Annotated in this window: 20 protein-coding genes, 1 tRNA gene and 1 pseudogene; 10 read left to right on the top strand and 12 right to left on the bottom strand. The window is 72.2% G+C overall.

All coding sequences use genetic code 11. The features are described 5' to 3' along the window. Positions 1–20: 20 nt before the first annotated feature. From ilvA to ABZ671_RS03790, 3 genes are all read right to left on the bottom strand, one after another. Entirely contained in the window at positions 21–1,241 is a 1,221-nt protein-coding gene (gene ilvA, locus ABZ671_RS03800) for a threonine ammonia-lyase (protein ID WP_357850717.1), read from the bottom strand. Positions 1,242–1,308: 67 nt separating this feature from the next. Beyond that, complete coding sequence (locus ABZ671_RS03795; protein WP_357850714.1) at positions 1,309–2,721, bottom strand: amidase family protein; 1,413 nt, start codon at positions 2,719–2,721, stop codon at positions 1,309–1,311. A 16-nt stretch (positions 2,722–2,737) separates the two neighbouring features. Continuing rightward, complete coding sequence (locus ABZ671_RS03790; RefSeq protein ID WP_357850711.1) at positions 2,738–3,880, bottom strand: cystathionine gamma-synthase; 1,143 nt, start codon at positions 3,878–3,880, stop codon at positions 2,738–2,740. Between the two features lie 66 nt (positions 3,881–3,946). On the opposite strand from ABZ671_RS03790, the gene ABZ671_RS03785 reads away from it, so the two are divergent. The 5 genes from ABZ671_RS03785 to ABZ671_RS03765 all read left to right on the top strand — a co-directional run bounded on the left by ABZ671_RS03785 (position 3,947) and on the right by ABZ671_RS03765 (position 7,460). Continuing rightward, entirely contained in the window at positions 3,947–4,360 is a 414-nt protein-coding gene (locus ABZ671_RS03785) for an HIT family protein (RefSeq protein WP_357850708.1), read from the top strand. 74 nt (positions 4,361–4,434) lie between these two features. Further along, the gene (gene msrA / locus ABZ671_RS03780) at positions 4,435–5,106 is read left to right on the top strand and encodes a peptide-methionine (S)-S-oxide reductase MsrA (protein ID WP_357850705.1); all 672 of its coding nucleotides are present in this window, start codon (positions 4,435–4,437) and stop codon (positions 5,104–5,106) included. Positions 5,107–5,267: 161 nt separating this feature from the next. Continuing rightward, entirely contained in the window at positions 5,268–5,612 is a 345-nt protein-coding gene (locus ABZ671_RS03775) for a YciI family protein (RefSeq protein ID WP_357850702.1), read from the top strand. 406 nt (positions 5,613–6,018) lie between these two features. Beyond that, positions 6,019–6,948 carry a ribonuclease Z gene (locus ABZ671_RS03770; RefSeq protein WP_357850699.1) on the top strand — a complete coding sequence of 310 codons (930 nt, stop codon included), beginning with the start codon at positions 6,019–6,021 and terminating at the stop codon, positions 6,946–6,948. Then, entirely contained in the window at positions 6,945–7,460 is a 516-nt protein-coding gene (locus ABZ671_RS03765; protein WP_357850696.1) for a GNAT family N-acetyltransferase, read from the top strand. The genes ABZ671_RS03770 and ABZ671_RS03765 overlap by 4 nt, the downstream gene beginning before the upstream one ends. Before the next feature lie 51 nt (positions 7,461–7,511). Here ABZ671_RS03765 and ABZ671_RS03760 read toward each other — a convergent pair whose 3' ends face one another. Together ABZ671_RS03760 and ABZ671_RS03755 are read right to left on the bottom strand one after the other, a co-directional pair. Next, positions 7,512–8,882, bottom strand: coding sequence for a cystathionine beta-synthase (locus tag ABZ671_RS03760; RefSeq protein ID WP_357850694.1), 1,371 nt, complete (start codon positions 8,880–8,882; stop codon positions 7,512–7,514). Positions 8,883–8,957: 75 nt separating this feature from the next. Then, positions 8,958–9,314 carry a YkvA family protein gene (locus ABZ671_RS03755; protein ID WP_357851690.1) on the bottom strand — a complete coding sequence of 119 codons (357 nt, stop codon included), beginning with the start codon at positions 9,312–9,314 and terminating at the stop codon, positions 8,958–8,960. 139 nt (positions 9,315–9,453) lie between these two features. Between ABZ671_RS03755 and ABZ671_RS03750 the strand changes: the two genes are divergently transcribed. Together ABZ671_RS03750 and ABZ671_RS03745 are read left to right on the top strand one after the other, a co-directional pair. Beyond that, positions 9,454–10,500, top strand: a complete 1,047-nt coding sequence (locus ABZ671_RS03750) for an SGNH/GDSL hydrolase family protein (RefSeq protein WP_357850691.1) — start codon at positions 9,454–9,456, stop codon at positions 10,498–10,500. After that, complete coding sequence (locus ABZ671_RS03745) at positions 10,497–11,297, top strand: SGNH/GDSL hydrolase family protein (RefSeq protein WP_357850688.1); 801 nt, start codon at positions 10,497–10,499, stop codon at positions 11,295–11,297. Before ABZ671_RS03750 ends, ABZ671_RS03745 begins: the two co-directional genes overlap by 4 nt. Positions 11,298–11,340: 43 nt before the next feature. Here the strand turns inward: ABZ671_RS03745 and ABZ671_RS03740 are convergent. The 3 genes and pseudogenes from ABZ671_RS03740 to ABZ671_RS03730 all read right to left on the bottom strand — a co-directional run bounded on the left by ABZ671_RS03740 (position 11,341) and on the right by ABZ671_RS03730 (position 12,350). Next, positions 11,341–11,576: pseudogene (locus ABZ671_RS03740) on the bottom strand (hypothetical protein). Further along, the gene (locus ABZ671_RS03735; RefSeq protein WP_357851687.1) at positions 11,573–11,845 is read right to left on the bottom strand and encodes a type II toxin-antitoxin system prevent-host-death family antitoxin; all 273 of its coding nucleotides are present in this window, start codon (positions 11,843–11,845) and stop codon (positions 11,573–11,575) included. The pseudogene ABZ671_RS03740 and the gene ABZ671_RS03735 overlap by 4 nt, the downstream one beginning before the upstream one ends. Further along, entirely contained in the window at positions 11,817–12,350 is a 534-nt protein-coding gene (locus ABZ671_RS03730; protein WP_357850685.1) for a hypothetical protein, read from the bottom strand. The genes ABZ671_RS03735 and ABZ671_RS03730 overlap by 29 nt, the downstream gene beginning before the upstream one ends. A 185-nt stretch (positions 12,351–12,535) precedes the next feature. Here ABZ671_RS03730 and ABZ671_RS03725 point away from each other — a divergent pair, with 185 nt between their 5' ends. Together ABZ671_RS03725 and ABZ671_RS03720 are read left to right on the top strand one after the other, a co-directional pair. Continuing rightward, on the top strand, positions 12,536–12,790 hold the full coding sequence (locus ABZ671_RS03725; protein ID WP_357850682.1) for a hypothetical protein: 255 nt from the start codon (positions 12,536–12,538) through the stop codon (positions 12,788–12,790). Between the two features lie 79 nt (positions 12,791–12,869). After that, positions 12,870–14,132 (top strand): acetyl-CoA C-acetyltransferase, encoded by a 1,263-nt coding sequence (locus ABZ671_RS03720; protein WP_357850679.1) that lies wholly within the window; start codon positions 12,870–12,872, stop codon positions 14,130–14,132. An 18-nt stretch (positions 14,133–14,150) separates the two neighbouring features. Here the strand turns inward: ABZ671_RS03720 and ABZ671_RS03715 are convergent, their stop codons facing one another. From ABZ671_RS03715 to ABZ671_RS03700, 4 genes are all read right to left on the bottom strand, one after another. Continuing rightward, positions 14,151–14,471, bottom strand: coding sequence for a hypothetical protein (locus ABZ671_RS03715; protein ID WP_357850676.1), 321 nt, complete (start codon positions 14,469–14,471; stop codon positions 14,151–14,153). A 17-nt stretch (positions 14,472–14,488) separates the two neighbouring features. After that, positions 14,489–15,241 carry a Bax inhibitor-1/YccA family protein gene (locus tag ABZ671_RS03710; protein WP_357850672.1) on the bottom strand — a complete coding sequence of 251 codons (753 nt, stop codon included), beginning with the start codon at positions 15,239–15,241 and terminating at the stop codon, positions 14,489–14,491. A 122-nt stretch (positions 15,242–15,363) separates the two neighbouring features. Beyond that, positions 15,364–16,182, bottom strand: a complete 819-nt coding sequence (locus ABZ671_RS03705; RefSeq protein WP_357850669.1) for a Bax inhibitor-1/YccA family protein — start codon at positions 16,180–16,182, stop codon at positions 15,364–15,366. Positions 16,183–16,292: 110 nt separating this feature from the next. Next, a tRNA-Leu gene (locus ABZ671_RS03700) sits at positions 16,293–16,373 on the bottom strand. Between the two features lie 102 nt (positions 16,374–16,475). Between ABZ671_RS03700 and ABZ671_RS03695 the strand changes: the two genes are divergently transcribed. Then, positions 16,476–18,293 (top strand): hypothetical protein, encoded by a 1,818-nt coding sequence (locus ABZ671_RS03695; protein WP_357850666.1) that lies wholly within the window; start codon positions 16,476–16,478, stop codon positions 18,291–18,293. The last annotated feature ends 150 nt before the right edge of the window (positions 18,294–18,443 follow it).

Raw genomic sequence — 18,443 nt, 5'->3', positions numbered from 1 at the left:
TCTCTCGGGCCCGAAGCACCTCACGCCTCGCCGGCGAACACCACCTGATAGCCGCTGGCCCGCAGGGCACTGATCAAGGTGTCCGAGTGCTCCATGCCGCGCGTCTCCACCGACAGCGCCACCTCCACCTCACCGAGGCGCAGGTGCGGGTTGACCCGCTGGTGCTCCACGTCGACCACGTTGGCCCGGTGTTCGGCGATCTGGCTGAGCAGTGAGGCGAGCTGGCCCGGCCGGTCCGTGCAGCGCACGGTGACCCGCAGGTAGCGGCCGGCCGCCGCGAGACCGTGCTCGATCACCCGGAGCATGAGCAGCGGGTCGATGTTCCCGCCGGAGAGCACGGCCACCACCGGCGCCTGCACCTCGACCGCCCCGGCCAGCAACGCGGCCACCCCGACCGCCCCGGCCGGCTCCACCACCTGCTTGCCGCGTTCCAGCAGCATCAGCAGCGCCCGGGAGATGTCCTCCTCCGACACGGTGACGACCTCGTCGACCAGCTTGCGGACGTGGGTGAAGGTCAGCTCGCCGGGGCAACCCACCGCGATGCCGTCGGCGATGGTCGAGAACGACGGCAGGCGTACCGGCGCGCCGGCCTTGAGCGAGGGCGGGAAGGCGGCGGCGCTCGCCGCCTGCACCCCGATCACCCGTACGTCGGGGCGCAGCGCCTTGGCCACCACCGCGATGCCGGAGACCAGGCCGCCGCCGCCCACCCCGGTCACGATGGTCTGCACGTCCGGGCACTGCTCGAGGATTTCCAACGCCACCGTGCCCTGGCCGGCGATGACGTCCGCATGGTCGAACGGGTGGATGAACACCGCCCCGGTCCGCTCGGCGAAGGTCTGCGCTGCGACCAGCGACTCGTCCACGGTGTTGCCGACCAGTTCGACGGCGGCGCCGTACCCCTTGGTGGCGGCCACCTTCGGCAGCGGCGCGTTGACCGGCATGAAGACGGTGGCGTGGGTGCCGACCAGACCGGCGGCGAGCGCCACCCCCTGCGCGTGGTTGCCCGCGCTCGCCGCGACGACGCCGCGCTCCCGCTCCTGCGCCGAGAGCCGGGAGATCCGCACGTACGCCCCGCGCACCTTGTACGACCCGGCGCGTTGCACGTTCTCGCACTTCAGCCACGCCGGCCCGCCGAGCACGGCGCTCAGCGGCCGGGAGGGTTCCAGCGGGGTGGTGCGGGTGACGCCGGCGAGCAGTTCCCGCGCGGCCCGTACGTCGGCGAGACCGACCAGTTCCGTCATGCCTCGATCGTGCCACCCGCCCCCGTCGGGACCTGCGGCGACGCCACCGGGAAGCGCTGGGGTGTCGTCAGGCGTGGGCCGGCGATCCCCTGCCGATCCGGGGATAGTCGGGGGCGTGCCGCTGCCAGGGCGCCTGCAACTCGAACTGGCCGGCGACGCCGAGCAGCAGCAGCTCGGAGCCGGGCGGGCCGACGAACTGCACGGCGACCGGCAGGCCGTCCGGACGGCGGCCGACCGGCACCACGATCGCAGGCAGCCCGGCGATGTTCCACGGCGCGGCGTACGGGGCGTACCGGATGTTGGCCTTCATGTTCGCCAGCCAGGACCGGCCGGACCAGCCGGCGGCCTCCGGCGGCGGCCCGGCCAACGCCGGGGTGAGCAGCAGGTCGATCGAGTGGTCGGCGAAGAAGGCCACCGACCGCTCGCGCCAGGCGGCCCGGTCCGCCTCGCGGACGTACCCCCGGCGCTGCGCCCACTCGCCGAGCACGACGTGCCGGCGGCTGCGCCGCTGGAGCCCGCCCCGCGGCAGCCCGGCGGCCTGCGCGTCGGCGGCGGCCGCGGCGAACCAGGTGGCGAGCCCCTTGAAGCCCAGCGAGGTCGGATAGACCGGGTCGGCGGGCACGGTGTCGTGGCCGGCGGCGGCGAGCAGCCGACCGGCGGCGGCCACCGCGTCCCGGTTGGGCGCGTCCGGCGCGACGCCGCGCACCGGCGAGCGCAGGGAGACGCCGACCCGCAGCCGCGGCGGCTGCGTCAGCTTGTCGGGACGCCGCCCGGCCAGCACCGAGAAGCCGACCACCGCGTCGGCGACCGTGCCGGTGAGCACGCCGTGCTCGGCGAGACCGAACCAGTCGTCCGCGCCGAGCTGGTAGGGAATCACCCCCCGGCCGGGCTTGAGCCCGACCAGGCCGCAGCAGGCGGCCGGGATGCGGATCGAGCCGAGGCCGTCGTTGCCGTGCGCCATCGGCACCAGCCCGGCGGCCACCGCGGCGGCGGCGCCGCCGGACGAACCGCCGGGGGTACGCGACAGGTCCCAGGGGTTGCGGGTGGCCCCGGTCTCGTCGTCGGTCAGCGCCCAGAGGCCGAGCTCCGGCATCCGGGTCACCCCGAGGATCACCGCGCCCGCGCCGCGCAACCGCCGGACCACCTCGTGGTCGGCCTCCGCCACCGGGGTACGCGCGGCGGCGGAGCCGTTCCAGGTGGGCAGCCCGGCCACGGGAGTGTTCTCCTTGACCGCGATCGGCACCCCGGCGAGCGGGAGGTTGGCCAGGTCCTCCTGCTCGTCGACCTTCTCCGCCTCGGTGATCGCCTGCCCGCCGCGTACCGTGCGGAACGCGGCGAGTTCGGCGTCGGCGTGCGCGAGGTGGTCCAGGTGGTCGGCCACCACCTGGGTGGCCGAGACGTCACCCCGGCGTACGCCCCGGGCGATCTGCTTGGCGGTCGCCCCCACCCAGGTCGTCGGCATGTTGTCCGGCACGGCCACCCTCCCCAGCCAGCGGTCAGCCCAGCGCCTGCTCCAGATCGGCGAGCAGGTCGTCGACCGTCTCGATGCCGACAGACAGTCGCACGAGATCGCCGGGAACTTCAAGCGGCGAGCCGGCCGCACTTGCGTGTGTCATCCGTCCCGGGTGCTCGATCAGGGACTCGACGCCGCCGAGGGACTCGGCGAGCACGAAGAGCTTGGCCCGGTTGCAGATCTGCACGGCGTGCTCTTCGCCGCCGGTGGCGCGGAAGGAGATCATGCCGCCGAACCGGCGCATCTGCTTGGCGGCCACCTCGTGCCCGGGGTGCGTGGGCAGGCCGGGGTAGAGGACCTCGGCGACCTTGGCGTGACCGTCCAGGTAGGCGGCGATCCGCTCGGCGTTGTCGCAGTGCCGGTCCATCCGTACGCCGAGGGTCTTGATGCCGCGCAGGGTGAGCCAGGCGTCGAACGGCCCGTTGACCGCGCCCATCGCGTTCTGGTGGTAGCGCAACTCGTCGCCCAGTCCGGCGTCGGCGACGACCAGGGCACCACCGACCACGTCGGAGTGTCCGCCGACGTACTTGGTGGTGGAATGGACCACCACGTCGGCGCCGTGCGCGATCGGCTGCTGCAGGTACGGCGAGGCGAAGGTGTTGTCGACCACCAGCAGCGCGTCCGCGTCGTGCGCGACGGCGGCGAGGGTGGCGATGTCGGCGATGCCGAGCAGCGGGTTGGTCGGCGTCTCCACCCAGATGATCCTCGTGTTGCCGGGGCGGATGGCGGCCCGCACGGCGTCCGGGTCGGAGACCTTCGCCGGGGTGAAGTCCAGCCCCCACCGCTCGGCGACCTTGGCGAACAGCCGGTAGGTGCCGCCGTACGCGTCATCCGGGATGACCACGTGGTCACCCGGCTTGCAGACGGCCCGCAGCAGGGTGTCCTCGGCGGCCAGGCCGCTGGCGAAGGCGAGCCCGACCGGCCCGCCCTCCAGCGCGGCCAGGCACTCCTGCAGTGCGTCGCGGGTGGGGTTGCCGGAGCGGCTGTATTCGTAGCCCAGTCGAGGGGCGCCAACGGCGTCCTGGGCGTAGGTGCTGGTCTGGTAGATCGGTGGGATCACCGCGCCGGTGCGGGTTTCCGGGTCCTGGCCGGCGTGGATGGCGAGCGTCTCGAAGCCGTGACTCATTCCCGAGACGTTAGTCCGCCGTCGCGTCCCGGTGCGTGGAACCCGGGCCGGCACTAACCTGGCGCGGTGAGCGGGTGTGTGTTCTGCGGGATCGTGGCGGGCGAGGTGCCTGCGTTCACCGTCGCCGACGAGCCGGACGGGGTGGCGTTCCTGGACACCCGGCCGGTGTTCAAGGGGCACGTGCTGGTGGTGCCCCGGGCCCACGTGGTCACCCTCGATGAGCTGCCGGCCGAGCTGCTGCCGGGATACTTCCGGCTGGTGCAGCGGATCATCATGGCGGTGGAGGCCGGTCTGGGGTCCGGTGGCACGTTCGTGGCGGTCAACAACAAGGTTTCCCAGTCCGTCCCGCACCTGCACACCCACGTCGTGCCCAGGACGAAGGGCGACGGGCTGCGCGGCTTCTTCTGGCCGCGTACCCGCTACAGCGACGACGCCGAGGCCGAGGGCTTCGCGCGCCGGATCGCCGCCGCGCTGGCCTGAGCGCGGCACCGGCGGGTAAGGAAGCGGGGACCGGCGGTGTTGCACGCTGGGAGAGGCAAGAGAGGAGCCCCACCGTGTTTCTGCGCCGCATGAAGGCCGAGCTGCCCACCCCTGACCAGGCCCTGCCGGGCCGGTTGATCGCAATGCCGATCTCCGACCGGCACGAGGTGCTGCCCGCCTCGCTGAAGGGCCCCTTCCCGGAGGGCTCGCAGGTCGCCGTCTTCGGGATGGGCTGTTTCTGGGGTGCCGAACGGCTGTTCTGGCCCCTCCCCGGGGTGATCACCACCTCCGCCGGCTACGCGGGTGGCATCACCCCGAACCCGACATATGAGGAGGTCTGCTCGGGGATGACCGGGCACGCCGAGGTGGTCCAGGTGGTCTACGACCCCAGCCGGATCAGCTACGAGGACCTGCTCAAGGTCTTCTGGGAGAACCACGACCCGACCCAGGGCATGCGCCAGGGCAACGACGTCGGCACGCAGTACCGCTCGGCGATCTACACCACCACCGACGAGCAGCTCGCCACCGCGCAGGCGTCCCGGGACGCGTTCGCGCCGATCGTGCAGCGGGCCGGCAAGGGCGAGATCACCACGGAGATCACCCGACTGGGTGACTACTACTTCGCCGAGGACTACCACCAGCAGTACCTGGCGCCGACCAAAAATCCGGGTGGCTATTGCAACCACGGCCCCAACGGCATGACCTGCCCGGTCGGGGTGGCCCGCACGTCCGACGCCGCTCACTGACCACCCATTGCGGTAACTGGCAAGGCCACTGGGTTCCGACCCGGTGGCCTTGTTCCGTGTTGGGGTCTGGAAATTTCTGGCCTGAGTGTCGTATCCGCCTGACGCCGTTCGTAGCAAAGATGGCGGTGGACGACGGGTCCGCCCGGAACGAGGGAGCAGACATGGCCGAGTACCTCATCTACTTCAACCAGCAGTGGGTGGGCGACCACACTGAGGAGTGGTTTCGCGGGCGCGGGCCACTCGCGAAGGCGGTCGTGGACGAGATCAAGGCCGCCGGGGCGTATGTGTTCGCCGGGGGACTGGAGGAGGACGGGCCCGTCTTCAGCGCCGACGCCACGAGCGGCACCTTAATGTTCACCGACGGGCCGTACGTCGAAACCAAGGAGTGGCTGGGTGGGCTGACTGTGGTGGACGTGGCCGACGAGGAAACAGCCCGGATGTGGGCCGGCAAGATCGCGGAGGCATGCGGCTGGCCACAGGAGGTTCGACGGTTCGGCAGCATGTGATCTACGTCATCAAGTTCGTAGCGTGCGGCACAGACCCGCCTCCGTCGGCGCCCGGCGACGTGGCCCCGGCCAACCAGCGGCCATCCCGGCACCGCAGCCGGTCGGCCCCTGTGATCGAAATCCGTTGCCCAGGCCGCCGAGCGGTGGATAGCGTGGCGGTACACGGGAAAGGAGGTGGTCCAGCTTTGTATAGCAATCGGACTCGTGAGGTGGCTGTCCGCTAGCCGCTGTCCTCGACAGTAATCCCGTCCGCCGCGAGGCGGGCACAGGCACCATCGTCGAGACCGTGTGGCAGCGGTGCGGCGAATCCACGACAGCCACCCGACCCCCGGGGTGCCGGCCCAGTCCAGCCGGTCCGCGCGAGCGCGGAAGCCCCGGGGGTCGCCTCATGTCAGCAGGAGGCGCCGTGTCGATGCGCGAACTGGTGGTGCTCGGGACGGCCAGCCAGGCCCCCACCCGACGGCGCAACCACAACGGCTACCTGCTGCGCTGGGACGACGAGGTGCTGCTCTTCGACCCGGGCGAGGGCAGTCAGCGGCAGATGCTGCACACCGGGATCTCCGCCACCGACCTGACCCGGATCTGTGTCACCCACTTCCACGGCGACCACTGCCTCGGCCTGCCCGGCGTCATCCAACGGCTCTCGCTCGACCGGGTGCCGCACCCGGTGGCCGTGCACTTTCCCGCCGGCGGCGCGGACTACTTCGCCCGACTGCGCCACGCGGCGAGCTTCTACGAGACCGCCGAGCTGGCCGTCGAACCAGTCGAGGCCGACGGGCAACGATTCACCCTGGGCATTGGCGTGCTGGAGGCCCGCCGGCTGAACCACCCGATCGAGACGTACGGCTATCGCCTCGTCGAGCCGGACGGCTGCCGGATGCTGCCGGAGAAGCTGGCCGCGTACGGCATCGCTGGCCCGGCGGTCGGCGAGCTGCATCGCGTCGGCAACCTGGACCTGGGCGGACGCCGCGTCACCCGGGACGAGGTGAGCGTGACCCGGCCGGGGCAGCGGTTCGCGTTCGTGATGGACACCGGGCTCTGCGACGGGGTGTGGGCCCTGGCCGAGCACGCCGACCTGCTGGTCATCGAGTCGACCTTCCTGGAGTCGGAGGCCACACTCGCCGCCGAGGTCGGTCACCTCACCGCCGGCCAGGCCGCGCGGGTCGCGGCCGAGTCGGGGGTACGCACGCTCGTGCTCACCCACTTCTCCCAGCGGTACGCCGACCCGCGCCGCTTCGCGGACGAGGCCCGGCGGCACTTCACCGGTGAGCTGGTGGTCGCCGAGGACCTGATGACCGTCCCCGTGCCGCCTCGGCGGGTAGCCTCGCCCCAGTGACTCTCACCCTGCGCCCCGCCACCGAGGCCGACCTCATGGCGGTCGGAGCCCTGCACCACCGCTCGCGGGCGGCGGCGTACTCGTCGTTCCTGCCGCCGGAGGCGCTGGCCACGCCGACGCCGGAGGCGATGGGCCGGTACTGGGTCGAGCGGTGGGGTTGGGAGCGCACCGACCACCGAGCGATCGTCGCCGAGCGCGACGGCCGGCTGGTCGGCTTCAGCTACCTCGGGCCGGACGACGCGGGCGAACCGGACACCGGCCTGCTCAACGCCATCCATCTGGAGCCGGACGAGCGGGGTCGGGGCACCGGGCGGGCGCTGATGGTTGATGCCCTGGCCGCGATGCGGGCGCGCGGCTGGTCCCGGGCGGTGCTCTGGGTGCTCCGGGAGAACGAGGCGGCCCGCCGCTTCTACGAGCGCGGCGGCTGGACCGCCACCGGCGAGGAACGCGAAGACCGGATCGGACCGGTCCTCGTTCCCCAGCTCCGCTACGCCCGACCCAACGAATGTTAGGAGGGGCCCCTCCTATGCACGAGGCGTTAACAGGGGGCCCCTCCTTACACCTCAGCGGGCGCCGAGGTGGGCGAGCAGGTCCTGCCGGGTCAGCACGCCCTTGGGCTTGCCGTCGACCAGCACCAGCGCCGCGTCGGCCTTCTCCAGCAGCGCGACGGCCTCGCTGACCGGCTGCCCGCCGCCGATCATCGGCAGCGGGTCGGTCATGTGCCGCTCGATCGTGTCGTGCAGGTGCGCCTGCCCGGTGAAGAGCGCGTCGAGCAGGTCCCTCTCGGCGATCGAGCCGGCCACCTCACCGGTCACCACCGGCGGCTCGGCCTTGAGCACCGGCAACTGGGAGACCGCGTACTCGCGCATGTAGTCGATGGCGTCGCGGACCGTCTCGGTGGGGTGGACGTGCACCAGCTCGGGCAGACCGTCCCTCTTGCCGGCGAGCGCGTCGGCCACGGTCGGCTCGGTGCCGGCATTGTCCAGGAAGCCGTACCGGGCCATCCACCGGTCGTTGAAGATCTTCGACAGGTAGCCCCGGCCGCCGTCCGGCAGCAGCACCACGACCACGTCGTCCGGGCCGGCCGTGCGGGCCACCTCCAGGGCGGCGACCACGGCCATGCCGCACGAGCCGCCGACCAGCAGCCCCTCCTCGCGGGCCAGCCGCCGGGTCATGTCGAAGGACTGCTTGTCCGACACCTCGACGATCTGGTCGGCGACGGTCCGGTCGTACGTCTCCGGCCAGAAGTCCTCGCCGACGCCCTCGACCAGGTACGGCCGCCCGGTGCCGCCCGAGTAGACCGAGCCCTCCGGGTCCGCGCCGATGACCTTGACCCGCCCCTCGGACGCCTCCTTCAGGTAGCGGCCGATGCCGGAGATGGTGCCGCCGGTGCCGACGCCCGCGACGAAGTGGGTGATCCGCCCCTCGGTCTGCTGCCACAGCTCCGGACCGGTGGTCTCGTAGTGCGAGCGGGGGTTGGCCGGGTTGCTGTACTGGTTGGGCTTCCAGGCGCCGGGGATCTCCCGGGCCAGCCGGTCGGAGACGTTGTAGTAGGAACGCGGGTCCTCCGGCGCGACCGCGGTCGGGCAGACCACCACCTCGGCGCCGTACGCGCGCAGCACATCCTGCTTGTCCTGGCTGACCTTGTCCGGGCAGACGAAGACGCACTTGTAGCCCCGCAGCTGGGCCACCAGGGCCAGCCCGATGCCGGTGTTGCCGCTGGTCGGCTCGACGATGGTGCCGCCGGGCTTCAGGAGCCCGGCCTTCTCGGCGTCCTCCACCATCCGCAGTGCGATCCGGTCCTTCACCGAACCGCCCGGGTTGACGTACTCCACCTTGGCCAGCACGGTCGCCTGAATGCCCTCGGTGACGTTGCGCAGGCGTACCAGCGGGGTGTTGCCGATCAGCTCGACGACGTTGTCGTAGTACTGCACCTCGTTGTGCCCTTCGTTACGGCACCGGCGCCGGCGGCCGGGCGGACGTTCACTCGTCGCCCAGCGTACGTGCCGTCAGGGCACCACATGCCCCGGGATGACCGAGCTGCGACGGGCCTCCCACTCCAGGAACCGCTCGGTCTCGGCGAGCACGCTGCCGGCCAGCCAGCTGGCCATCACCGCGTCGTCGGCCAGCCCGATCAGCCCCAGCGGGAACTCCGGGATCAGGTCGATCGGCGAGACGATGTACGCCATGGCCCCGGTCATCAGGGCCAGCCGCAGGCCACCGTCGTAGTGGCCCTTCGCCGTGGCCCGGATCATCCGCGGCAGTGCCGCCAACCGCGTGCCCAACGACGGGCCGCCCCGCGCCCCGGCCAGCAGCGCCCTTGCCAGCGCGGCGAAGGCCGCTCGCCGTTTCAACGTCCATGCCATTGTCATCGCCCCTTTCCACCCACCAGCGTGCGGTCCCGGCGCAACTGCGCCACTGTCGCAACAGATACCCGGAACCCTCGATTCCCAGCCACCCGATCATGGGAAGGCGGCTGTCGGGGTGACGCGATAATGTCGATGCATGGGGGACGCTGGTTCCGTCGCACCCGCCGCCTGGCGGGACGCCCGGCGGATCGCCCGCCTGGCGGCGATCGGCACGGGTGCCACCGTGGCGGCCACCGTCGCGACCGGCGGCGTGCTGCTCGGCCAGGCCCGACAGGCTCGGCGCACGATCCCGATGGCCGAGGCGCCCCCGCCACGCTGCGACGGGGAATACGGTGCGAGGCTTCCCGGTCCCCCGATCACCATGGTGGTCCTCGGCGACTCCTCGGCCGCCGGCTACGGCGTGTTCCGCCGCCGGGAGACGCCGGGCGCGCTGCTGGCCACCGGCCTGTCCCGCCGGCTGCACCGGCCGGTGCGGCTGCACCGGTTCGCCGTGGTGGGCGCCCTGTCCGCCGGGCTGAAGCCGCAGGTCGAGTCGGCCCTGGAGGTCGAGCCGGAGGTCGCGGTCATCCTGGTCGGCGGCAACGACGTCACCAACCGCACGTCGCCGGCGGTGGCTGTGCGCTATCTGGTCGACGCGGTCCGCACGCTGCGTGCGGTCGGGTGCGAGGTGGTCGTCGGCACCTGCCCCGACCTGGGCGCGATCCAACCGATCCGGCCGCCGCTTCGCTGGCTGGCCCGCCGCTGGAGCCGTCAGCTCGCCGCCGCCCAGACCGTGGCCGTGGTCGAGGCGGGCGGCTGGACGGTCTCCCTCGGTGATCTGCTCGGTCCCCGGTTCGCCGCGGAGCCGGCCCGGATGTTCGCCTGGGACCGGTTCCACCCGTCCGCCGAGGGCTACGCGGCCGCGGCGGCGGCGCTGCTGCCCACCGTGCTCGCGGCGCTGGGCGTCGGTCCGGAACTCAGGCCTTTGCTTGCCGCCCGGGAAGGCGTACGGTCGCTCCCCGAGGCAGCTCACGTGGCGGCCCGGCACGCTGGCACCGAGGTCAGCGGCGCCCAGGTCCGGGGCCGCGACCGCGGGCCCGGCGGGCGCTGGGCGCAGCTTCGGCGGCGCGCCTTCTTCGGCGTCGGCGCGGTGCCGCAGCCCGGTCCCACCGCCGACTCACCCACCCTGGAGGGACTGGCATGAGCGGACGGTACGACATGGCGGCACGGCTCGGCCGGGCCGCGGTGCTGTCTCTGGTGGCGGGCACGGTGGGCGGGGCGGCGATCCTCGCCGGCCAGGCCATCGCCGCCCGCAGTCGCCGGTACGCCCAGCCCGAGCTGGGCCTCGCGTTGCGCGCGACGGTCGGCCGGGCTGACGCCCCGCCGCTGCGGCTGGTGCTGCTCGGCGACTCCTCGGCGCTCGGCGTCGGTGTGGGCCACCTCGAAGAGACCGTCGGGGGCCAGCTGGCCCAACTGCTCGCCGAGGGCTCTACCGGCCGGCGGGTGCAGCTGTCCAGCGTGGGGGTGTCCGGTTCTCGTTCCATCGACCTGGCCACCCAGGTAGCTCGGGCTCTGCTCGGCGAGCGTCCCGACGTGGCGGTGATCCTGGTCGGGGCCAATGACGCCACCGCGCTGGCCCGGCCGGCGGACGCCGCAGCCTACCTGGGGTCGGCGGTGCGCCGGCTGCGCGAGGCACACGTCGAGGTGGTCGTGGGCACCTGCCCCGACCTCGGCTCGGTACGCGCGGTCGCGTCCCCACTGCGGCACGTGCTCGCCTGGTCGGGGCGGCGGATCGCCCAGGCCCAGACGTCGGCCGTGCTGCACGCCGGCGCCGGCGTGGTCGACCTGGCCACCGAGACCGGCCCGGTGTTCCGGGCGGACGCGGGGACGCTCTGCCACGACGGCTACCACCCCTCCGCCGACGGCTACCGGGTCTGGGCACACGCCCTGCTGCCCGCAGTCGAAGCGGCGGCGATGGTCGCCACCCGACACCACCACTGACCAGCCCATCGCGGGCCGGACAAGGCCGACGGACCCGGGCGGCTCATGAGTAGACGTGCTTGCGATGCCCGACGGCGTGGATGGTCAACTCGTCGCCGTCGAGGCGACCCGGTAGTCACCGACGCGCAGACGACGCCCGGATCCGTCGCGCATCTCGGTCGAGTTCTGCGGCGCAGGGTCGGAGACCAAGCCAAGGATCGCGCTCAGGACGGTCAGGAAGACGTTGCGTGGCTGCTTGTGCAGCCAGACCAGCACGTCCCGATCGATCTGAACCTTCACGCCGCCGCACCGCCGGCCCGGTCGGCCAGCAGCGCCTCCACCTCACGAGGATCGACCCCGAGCGACTCCAGAGCCGCCGAGAGCGGCACGAACTGACCCTCGGCACGGGAACGGGCGATCACCGCCGAGTCCCTGCGGTCTCGGAACGCCTCGATCTCCTCCCACTCGTCGATGCCGACCAGCACGGCGACGGGCCGTTCGTACTTGGTGATGATTACCGGTTCCCCGGTGCGGGTGGGGCTAACAGGATGGTCGCCGGTTGCCGGGATAGCCCCGGCTGAGGTCAAGCAGGCGCCGAACCTGGTAGGACAGGACCCGGCCTTGGCCGAGGGAGAGCACGATCTGCCGGCCGCTGTCGGCGTCAACGACGGTCAGGGACATCATCGGCTCGACGCCGTCGGCGATAGCGTGCGTCAACGAGAGGTCGGCGATTACCGCCTCGGGCTTCCCTGTGCTGACCGGCAACTGAATCGACTGGTGCCGTCCACGCTGGCTGCAGTCCTTGCGATCGCACCACGGCGGGTGAGCCTCGCCCTCCGGCTCGGCCAACTGCCCGGTCGGATAGACGTGCACGTACCCGCACGGCCGGTTGACCGTCGGCGAGAGGGTGACCGGCTGGGAGTGCAGCCCGGCCTCTGTGATGCCGGCAAGGGCCCCCGCCGTGTGCGCTGGACAGGTGTAGGCGGACGCGTCGAGCGAGCCGTCTGAATAGATCTCGATTCGCGTCGTTGCCGGCTCTCCGCACTGCGGTAGGGCAATGGGTAGGGTGCTCACCGGTCGGGCCTCCGTCGTCCGATCAAGTCCCCCGGGTCGGCGTGTCAGCGCTGCCCAGGGGCACGCCTACTTGATGCTTACGCCTCATGACACTACGCCTCAGGAGGCATCTTCGATAGACTGTCAGGATGCCTTCTGGTTATTGGCGTAATGAGGCATCAGTACGCACGTGACAACATGCCCGCATGCAGGATGACCTTGAGGCCGCCGCACGCGAGTATCGGGAGGCCCAGGCCGCTATCGAGACTGCGAAGGAAGACGCCAGGCAACTCGTGGTCCAGGCCCGCGAACGAGCCACCCAGGCGCGGGAGCGACTTGCGGTCGCCATCGTGGCCGCCGCGCGTGCCGGTCGTCGCCAAAAGGACATTGCTGAGACCGCCGGATATCAGCGCGAGCAGGTGCGGCGCATCCTGCGCGCTGGCGGTGTCGAGCCGGAGTAACCGAAGCCCCGGCGGGCGTGACATTTCCCGCCCGGCAGCGAGGTTCCGCCGCAAGTTACCTGCGGGTTAACGTTGGCTCATGCCGATTGAGTCGCCCCGTGACGCCGTCATCGTCGCCACCGCCCGGTCCCCCATCGGTCGCGCGGCCAAGGGTTCCCTGCGGGACATCCGCCCGGACGATCTCACCGCCACCATCGTCCAGGCCGCCCTCGACAAGGTGCCCGCGCTCGACCCGACCACGATCGACGACCTCTACGTCGGCTGCGGGCTGCCCGGCGGCGAGCAGGGCTTCAACCTGGCCCGGGTGGTCGCCACCCTGCTGGGCCTGGACGGGCTGCCCGGCGCCACGCTGACCCGATACTGCGCCTCGTCGCTGCAGACCACCCGGATGGCCCTGCACGCGATCCGGGCCGGCGAGGGCGACGTGTTCATCTCCGCCGGGGTCGAACTTGTTTCCCGGTACGCCCGCGGCAACTCCGACGCGCTGCCGGCGGAGGCGCAGGCGCTGATCGGCGGCGGCTGGGAGAACCCCCGCTTCGTGGCCGCCCGCAAGCGTTCCGCGGCGCGTGCCCAGGGCGGCGCCGAGGTGTGGACCGACCCGCGCGAGACGGGCCAGCTCCCCGACGTCTACCTGGCCATGGGGCAGACCGCGGAGAACCTCGCCCAGGTCTACGACATCACCCGCGAGGACATGGACGCCTTCGGCGTACGCAGTCAGAACCTGGCCGAGAAGGCGATCGCGGACGGCTTCTGGGCCCGCGAGATCACCCCGGTGACCACCCCGGACGGCACCGTGGTCAGCACCGACGACGGGCCGCGCCCCGGGGTGACCATGGCGGGCGTCGCCGGCCTGAAGCCGGTGTTCCGCCCGGACGGCCGGATCACCGCCGGCAACTGCTGCCCGCTCAACGACGGTGCCGCCGCCGTGATCGTGATGAGCGCCCAGCGGGCGCGGGACCTCGGGCTCACCCCGCTGGCCCGGATCGTCTCCACCGGCGTCACCGCGCTCTCCCCCGAGATCATGGGCCTCGGCCCGGTGGAGGCGTCGAAGCAGGCCCTCGCGCGGGCCGGCATGACCATCGACGACGTCGACCTGGTCGAGATCAACGAGGCGTTCGCCGCGCAGGTGATCCCGTCGTACCGGCAGCTTGGCATCCCCGAGGAGAAGTTGAACGTGATGGGCGGCGCGATCGCCGTCGGGCACCCGTTCGGGATGACCGGTGCCCGGATCACCGGCACCCTGCTCAACGCTCTGGAGTGGCACGACAAGACCATCGGTCTGGAGACTATGTGTGTCGGCGGCGGCCAGGGCATGGCCATGGTGCTCGAACGGCTGAGCTGAGCCGATTCGGGGAGGTGCCTAGAGGACGGTGCGGGTCCGGGCGATCGCGGCGGCGGCCTCGGCCAGCACCGACTCCGGTGGACCGGCCGCCGCCAGGTCGGCCGCCACCACCCGGAGTTGGTCGGGCAGCACCAGGTCGCTGCCGAGCCGGGGCACGTCCCGGCGCGGCTCGCCCTCCGCGTCCGCCGCCAGGTTGGCGATCTCCTGGACCAGCTTGTGCACGAGGTCGGCCCGGGAGACGTTGCCGCCCTCGGCCGTCGCCGACCAGCGTGGCTGTTCCCAGTGCCCGACCTGACGGACCAGCAGCTCCACCGCCCGGTCCAGTTCCGCTGCGCTCATCGTGGGCGAGTCTACTTTCAGCGCCGGAGGTAGCTGAGCAGGCGGAGGATCTGCCAGTACAGGAAGATCAGCCCGACCAGCAGCCCGAACGCGCAGTACCAGGCGTACCGGTGGGCCATGCCGGCGCGGGCCGACCGCTCGACCAGGTCGAAGTCGAGGATGAAGCTGAACGCGCCGGCGATGATCGCCACCACCGAGAAGACGTACGGCAGCCAGCCCACCCGCCCGGTCAGGCTGTAGACGACCACCCCCTGCCGCCCGGTGAACAGGTAGGCGATCAGGTTGACCAGGCCGAGCACGAGGATGCCGAGCAGCGTGCCCGCGACCAGCCGGGCCATCCGTGGGGTGGCCCGGATCAGCCGGGCCCGGTAGAGCAGCGCCATGCCGAGGAAGACGCCGAAGGTGCCGATCACCGCCTGCACCACGATGCCCGGATAGACCAGCTCGAAGGCCCGGCTGGCCACCCCGAGCAGCAGCCCCTGCAGCACGGCGTACCCGATTATGAGCGGCGGGTTGGTGATCCGCCGGAGGGAGATGAACAGCAGCAGCGCCAAGCTGGCCAGGGAGCTGCCGGCCAGCGCCGCCGGGATCCACACCGCCTGCGGCACGTACGCCCAGGAGACCGCGGCGGTGGCGGCGGTGACCAGCAGCAGGCCGACCGTCCGGCTGACCACGTCGGCCACGGTCATCGTGTCGGCGGCCCCGAGCGCCTGACGCTCGGCCCGGCGGGTCTCGTCCAGTCGGGTCAGCACCGGGTTGGCACTCTGCACCGGGGACCTCCTCACCGACGTACCCGGCTTACACTCTGCCCGGGGCGGCGCGGCGGCGACGGGGAAACGACGACGCCCGCCGCCGCGGTCGCGGCAGGCGGGCGTCTCTGGTGAAGCGGCGGTCAGTCGTCGCCTTGGAGGTAGCTGAGCAGGCGCAGCACCTCCAGGTAGAGCCAGACCAGGCCGACCACGATGCCGAAGGCGGCCGTCCAGGCGTAGCGCTGCGGCAGGCCCATCCGGACGCCCTCTTCGATGTTGGCGAAGTTGAGCACGAAGCTCAGCGAGGCGACCACGATGCAGACCAGGCTGAAGATGATGGCCAGCCCGCTGCCGTCGCGCAGGTGGGTGTTGACGCCAAAGAGCGAGAGCACCAGGTTGATCATCATGGCGGCGAAGAGGCCACCCATGGCCGCGACCATGATCTTGGTGAACTTCGGGGTGGCCCGGATGACGCGCGCCTTGTAGAGCATCGTCATCACGAAGAAGACGCCGAAGGTCGCCACGACGGCCTGCAGCACGATGCCGTCCCAGCGGGATTCGTAGAGCTTGCTCACCGCGCCGACGAAGACACCCTCGACGACGGAGTACGCCACCACCAGGGCCGGGTTCGCCATCCGGGAGAACGAGATGATCAGGCCGAGCACCAGGCCGATCACCACGCCGCCGAGCAAGGCCAGCCCGAGCAGCTGGTCCGGGACGAGGACCCAGGTGGCCGCCGCGGCGCCGCCGAGGATCGCCAGCATGGTGACCGTCTTGACGACCACGTCGTCCAGGGTCATCGGGGCTGCAGCGGCCGAGGTCACCGCGGAGCCGTAACCGGGGGCATCCTGCTGCGGGTACGGCTGGTATTGCTGCGGCGGGTAACCGGGCTGGGCGTACCCGGCCGCCCGCCCACGTTCGGCGTGGCCGAACCGGGAGAGCACCGGGTTTGAGGACTTCACTTTCAGGCCTCCCTCAGGGGGTCGAAGCACGTGAACGCGCAGCTCCAGGGTAGTCGGAACGCACAACCCCGGGCCGGTGGGGCAGCTGTGGGAAAGCTGAGAGTCACAGGTGCCCGGGGCGGGGCTCGAACCCGCACGCCTCGCGGCAGCCGCTTTTAAGGCGGCCGTGTCTGCCGTTCCACCACCCGGGCGGGCGACACCGGCGCGGCGAAGCGCGACGATGTAGGTCTCACCGTAACCGTTACGCGCCGGGCGGGCGTACCCCGGCGGGGTCCCGCGCCTATCGTCGAGCCGTGACCAGCCCCGCCCGTACGGGCCCCGCCCCGGCAGTCCGCCCCATCCCTGCCGTCGTCCACCCGAGCCGGGCCAGCCGCCTGCTCGCCGCCGTGGCCCGCCGCCGCGCGGACCTGCTCGCCGCGCTGCTCTTCGCCCTGCTCGCCGGGGTGCTCACCCACGGCCTGTGGCCGGCCCCGGGGCAGCGGGTGCTCGCGCTCAACCCGACCGACCAGACCCTCTACGAGTGGTTCCTGGCCGTCGACTCGCGCGCCCTGCTGGGCGACTTCAGCCTGCTCACCGACCGGCTCAACGCGCCGGACGGGGTCAACCTGCTGACCAACACCACGGTGATCGCGCTCGGGGTGCTACTCGCCCCGGTCACGCTCGCGTTCGGAGCGCCGGTCACCTTCGCGCTGTTGGTCGCCGGCAATCTGGCCGGCACCGCGATCGCCTGGTACCTGCTGTTCACCCGGGTGCTGCGCGCCCGCCCGTTCGCCGCCGGTCTCGGCGCGGCGCTGTGCGGCTTCGGCCCCGGCATGGTCTCGCAGAGCAACAGCCACCTGCACATGACCGCCCAGTGGCTGGTCCCGGTGATCGTCTGGCTGGTGGTCCGGCTGCTTCGGGCCGCCGACCCGAGGGGCCGGACGGGCGGGCCGGACCGCCGACGGGTGGCCACCTCGGCGCTCGGGCTGGCGTCGGCGGTCATCGCGCAGTTCTTCACAGGCGAGGAGGTGCTCTTCCTCACCGCGGTCACCCTGCTGCTCACGGCTGTCGCGTACGGGCTGGCCGACCGGGCGTTGTCGCGCCGGGCGCTGCCCGCGTTCGGCGTCGGGCTCGCCGTGGCGGCCGGCCTGGCCGTATTCGTGCTCTGGTATCCGTTGTGGTACCAGTTCGCCGGGCCGCAGGCGGTCTCCGACGGGGTGTTCAACCCGCGCCTCTACGCCGCCGATCTGACCAGTTGGACGGCGTTCTCCCCGCTCACCGTGCTGGGCGGCGACACCGCGTCCCGGCTGGCCGGCCCGACCGAGTTCAACACCTTCCTCGGCTGGCCCCTGCTGCTGGTCATCGTCGCCTGCGCGGTCTGGCTGGGTCGCCGCCCGCTGGCGGTCGCCTGCGTGGCCGCCGGCCTGGCCATGGGCGTGCTGTCGCTCGGCCCCGAGGTGCTGGTCGCCGGCGAGCGGACCGGGCTGTCCGCCCCGTACGCGCTGCTGGTGGGGCTGCCGGTGGTGGACGGCGCGCTGCCGACGCGGTTCGGCCTGGCCGTGCTGCCGCTGGCCGGTACGGTGCTGGCCCTCGCCGTGGACCGGGCGCTGGCCGCGCGGGGCCGGGTCCGGTGGCTGGTACCGCTGGCCGTCGGCGTGGGTCTGCTCAGCGTGTTTCCCGCGCCGCTGCCCACCGCACCCCGGCCGGCGTTGCCCGAGTTCGTCACCGCCGGCCACTGGCGGCAGTGCGTACACCCCGGCGGGGTGCTGGTTCCGGTGCCGCCGGCCACCCCGGCGAACCCTTGGCCGATGCGCTGGGCCACGGCCGCGAACGCCGCGTTCGGCATGCCGGAGGGCTTCTTCATCGGCCCGTACGGCCACGACGGCGCACCGTCCTTCGGCACCTACAAGCGCCCCACCTCAGTCCTGCTGGCCGACGTCGCCGAGGGCGGGGCGCCGCCGGCCATCGGCGACAAGCAGCGCCGCCAGGCCGCCCGGGACGTCAGTTTCTGGGGCGCCTCCTGCGTGGCGTTGACCGACGACGCGCCGCACGCGGAAGCCCTGCGCCGGACCCTGGAGTCACTCTTCGGCCCCGGCACCCGGGTCGCGGACGCCTGGACCTGGCGGTTCTAACCCGGTCCGGATCCGCCGCTGGCAGATCTTGGAGAGTTGCCGTTCGCGGTGAACGGTAGGTCTCCAAGATCGGCAAGATGCCGCTGGCCGGCACCCGCGTTCGCACGTCCCGGCCTTGGCCCGGCCGCCCGATGTCGCGGAGTTGCGGGC

Origin of the sequence: Micromonospora sp. NPDC006766, assembly GCF_040636055.1 — a bacterium.
GTDB lineage: Bacteria > Actinomycetota > Actinomycetes > Mycobacteriales > Micromonosporaceae > Micromonospora.
The sequence above is the reverse complement of the archived record's forward strand: the minus strand, read 5'-3'. Positions and strand labels throughout refer to the sequence as shown.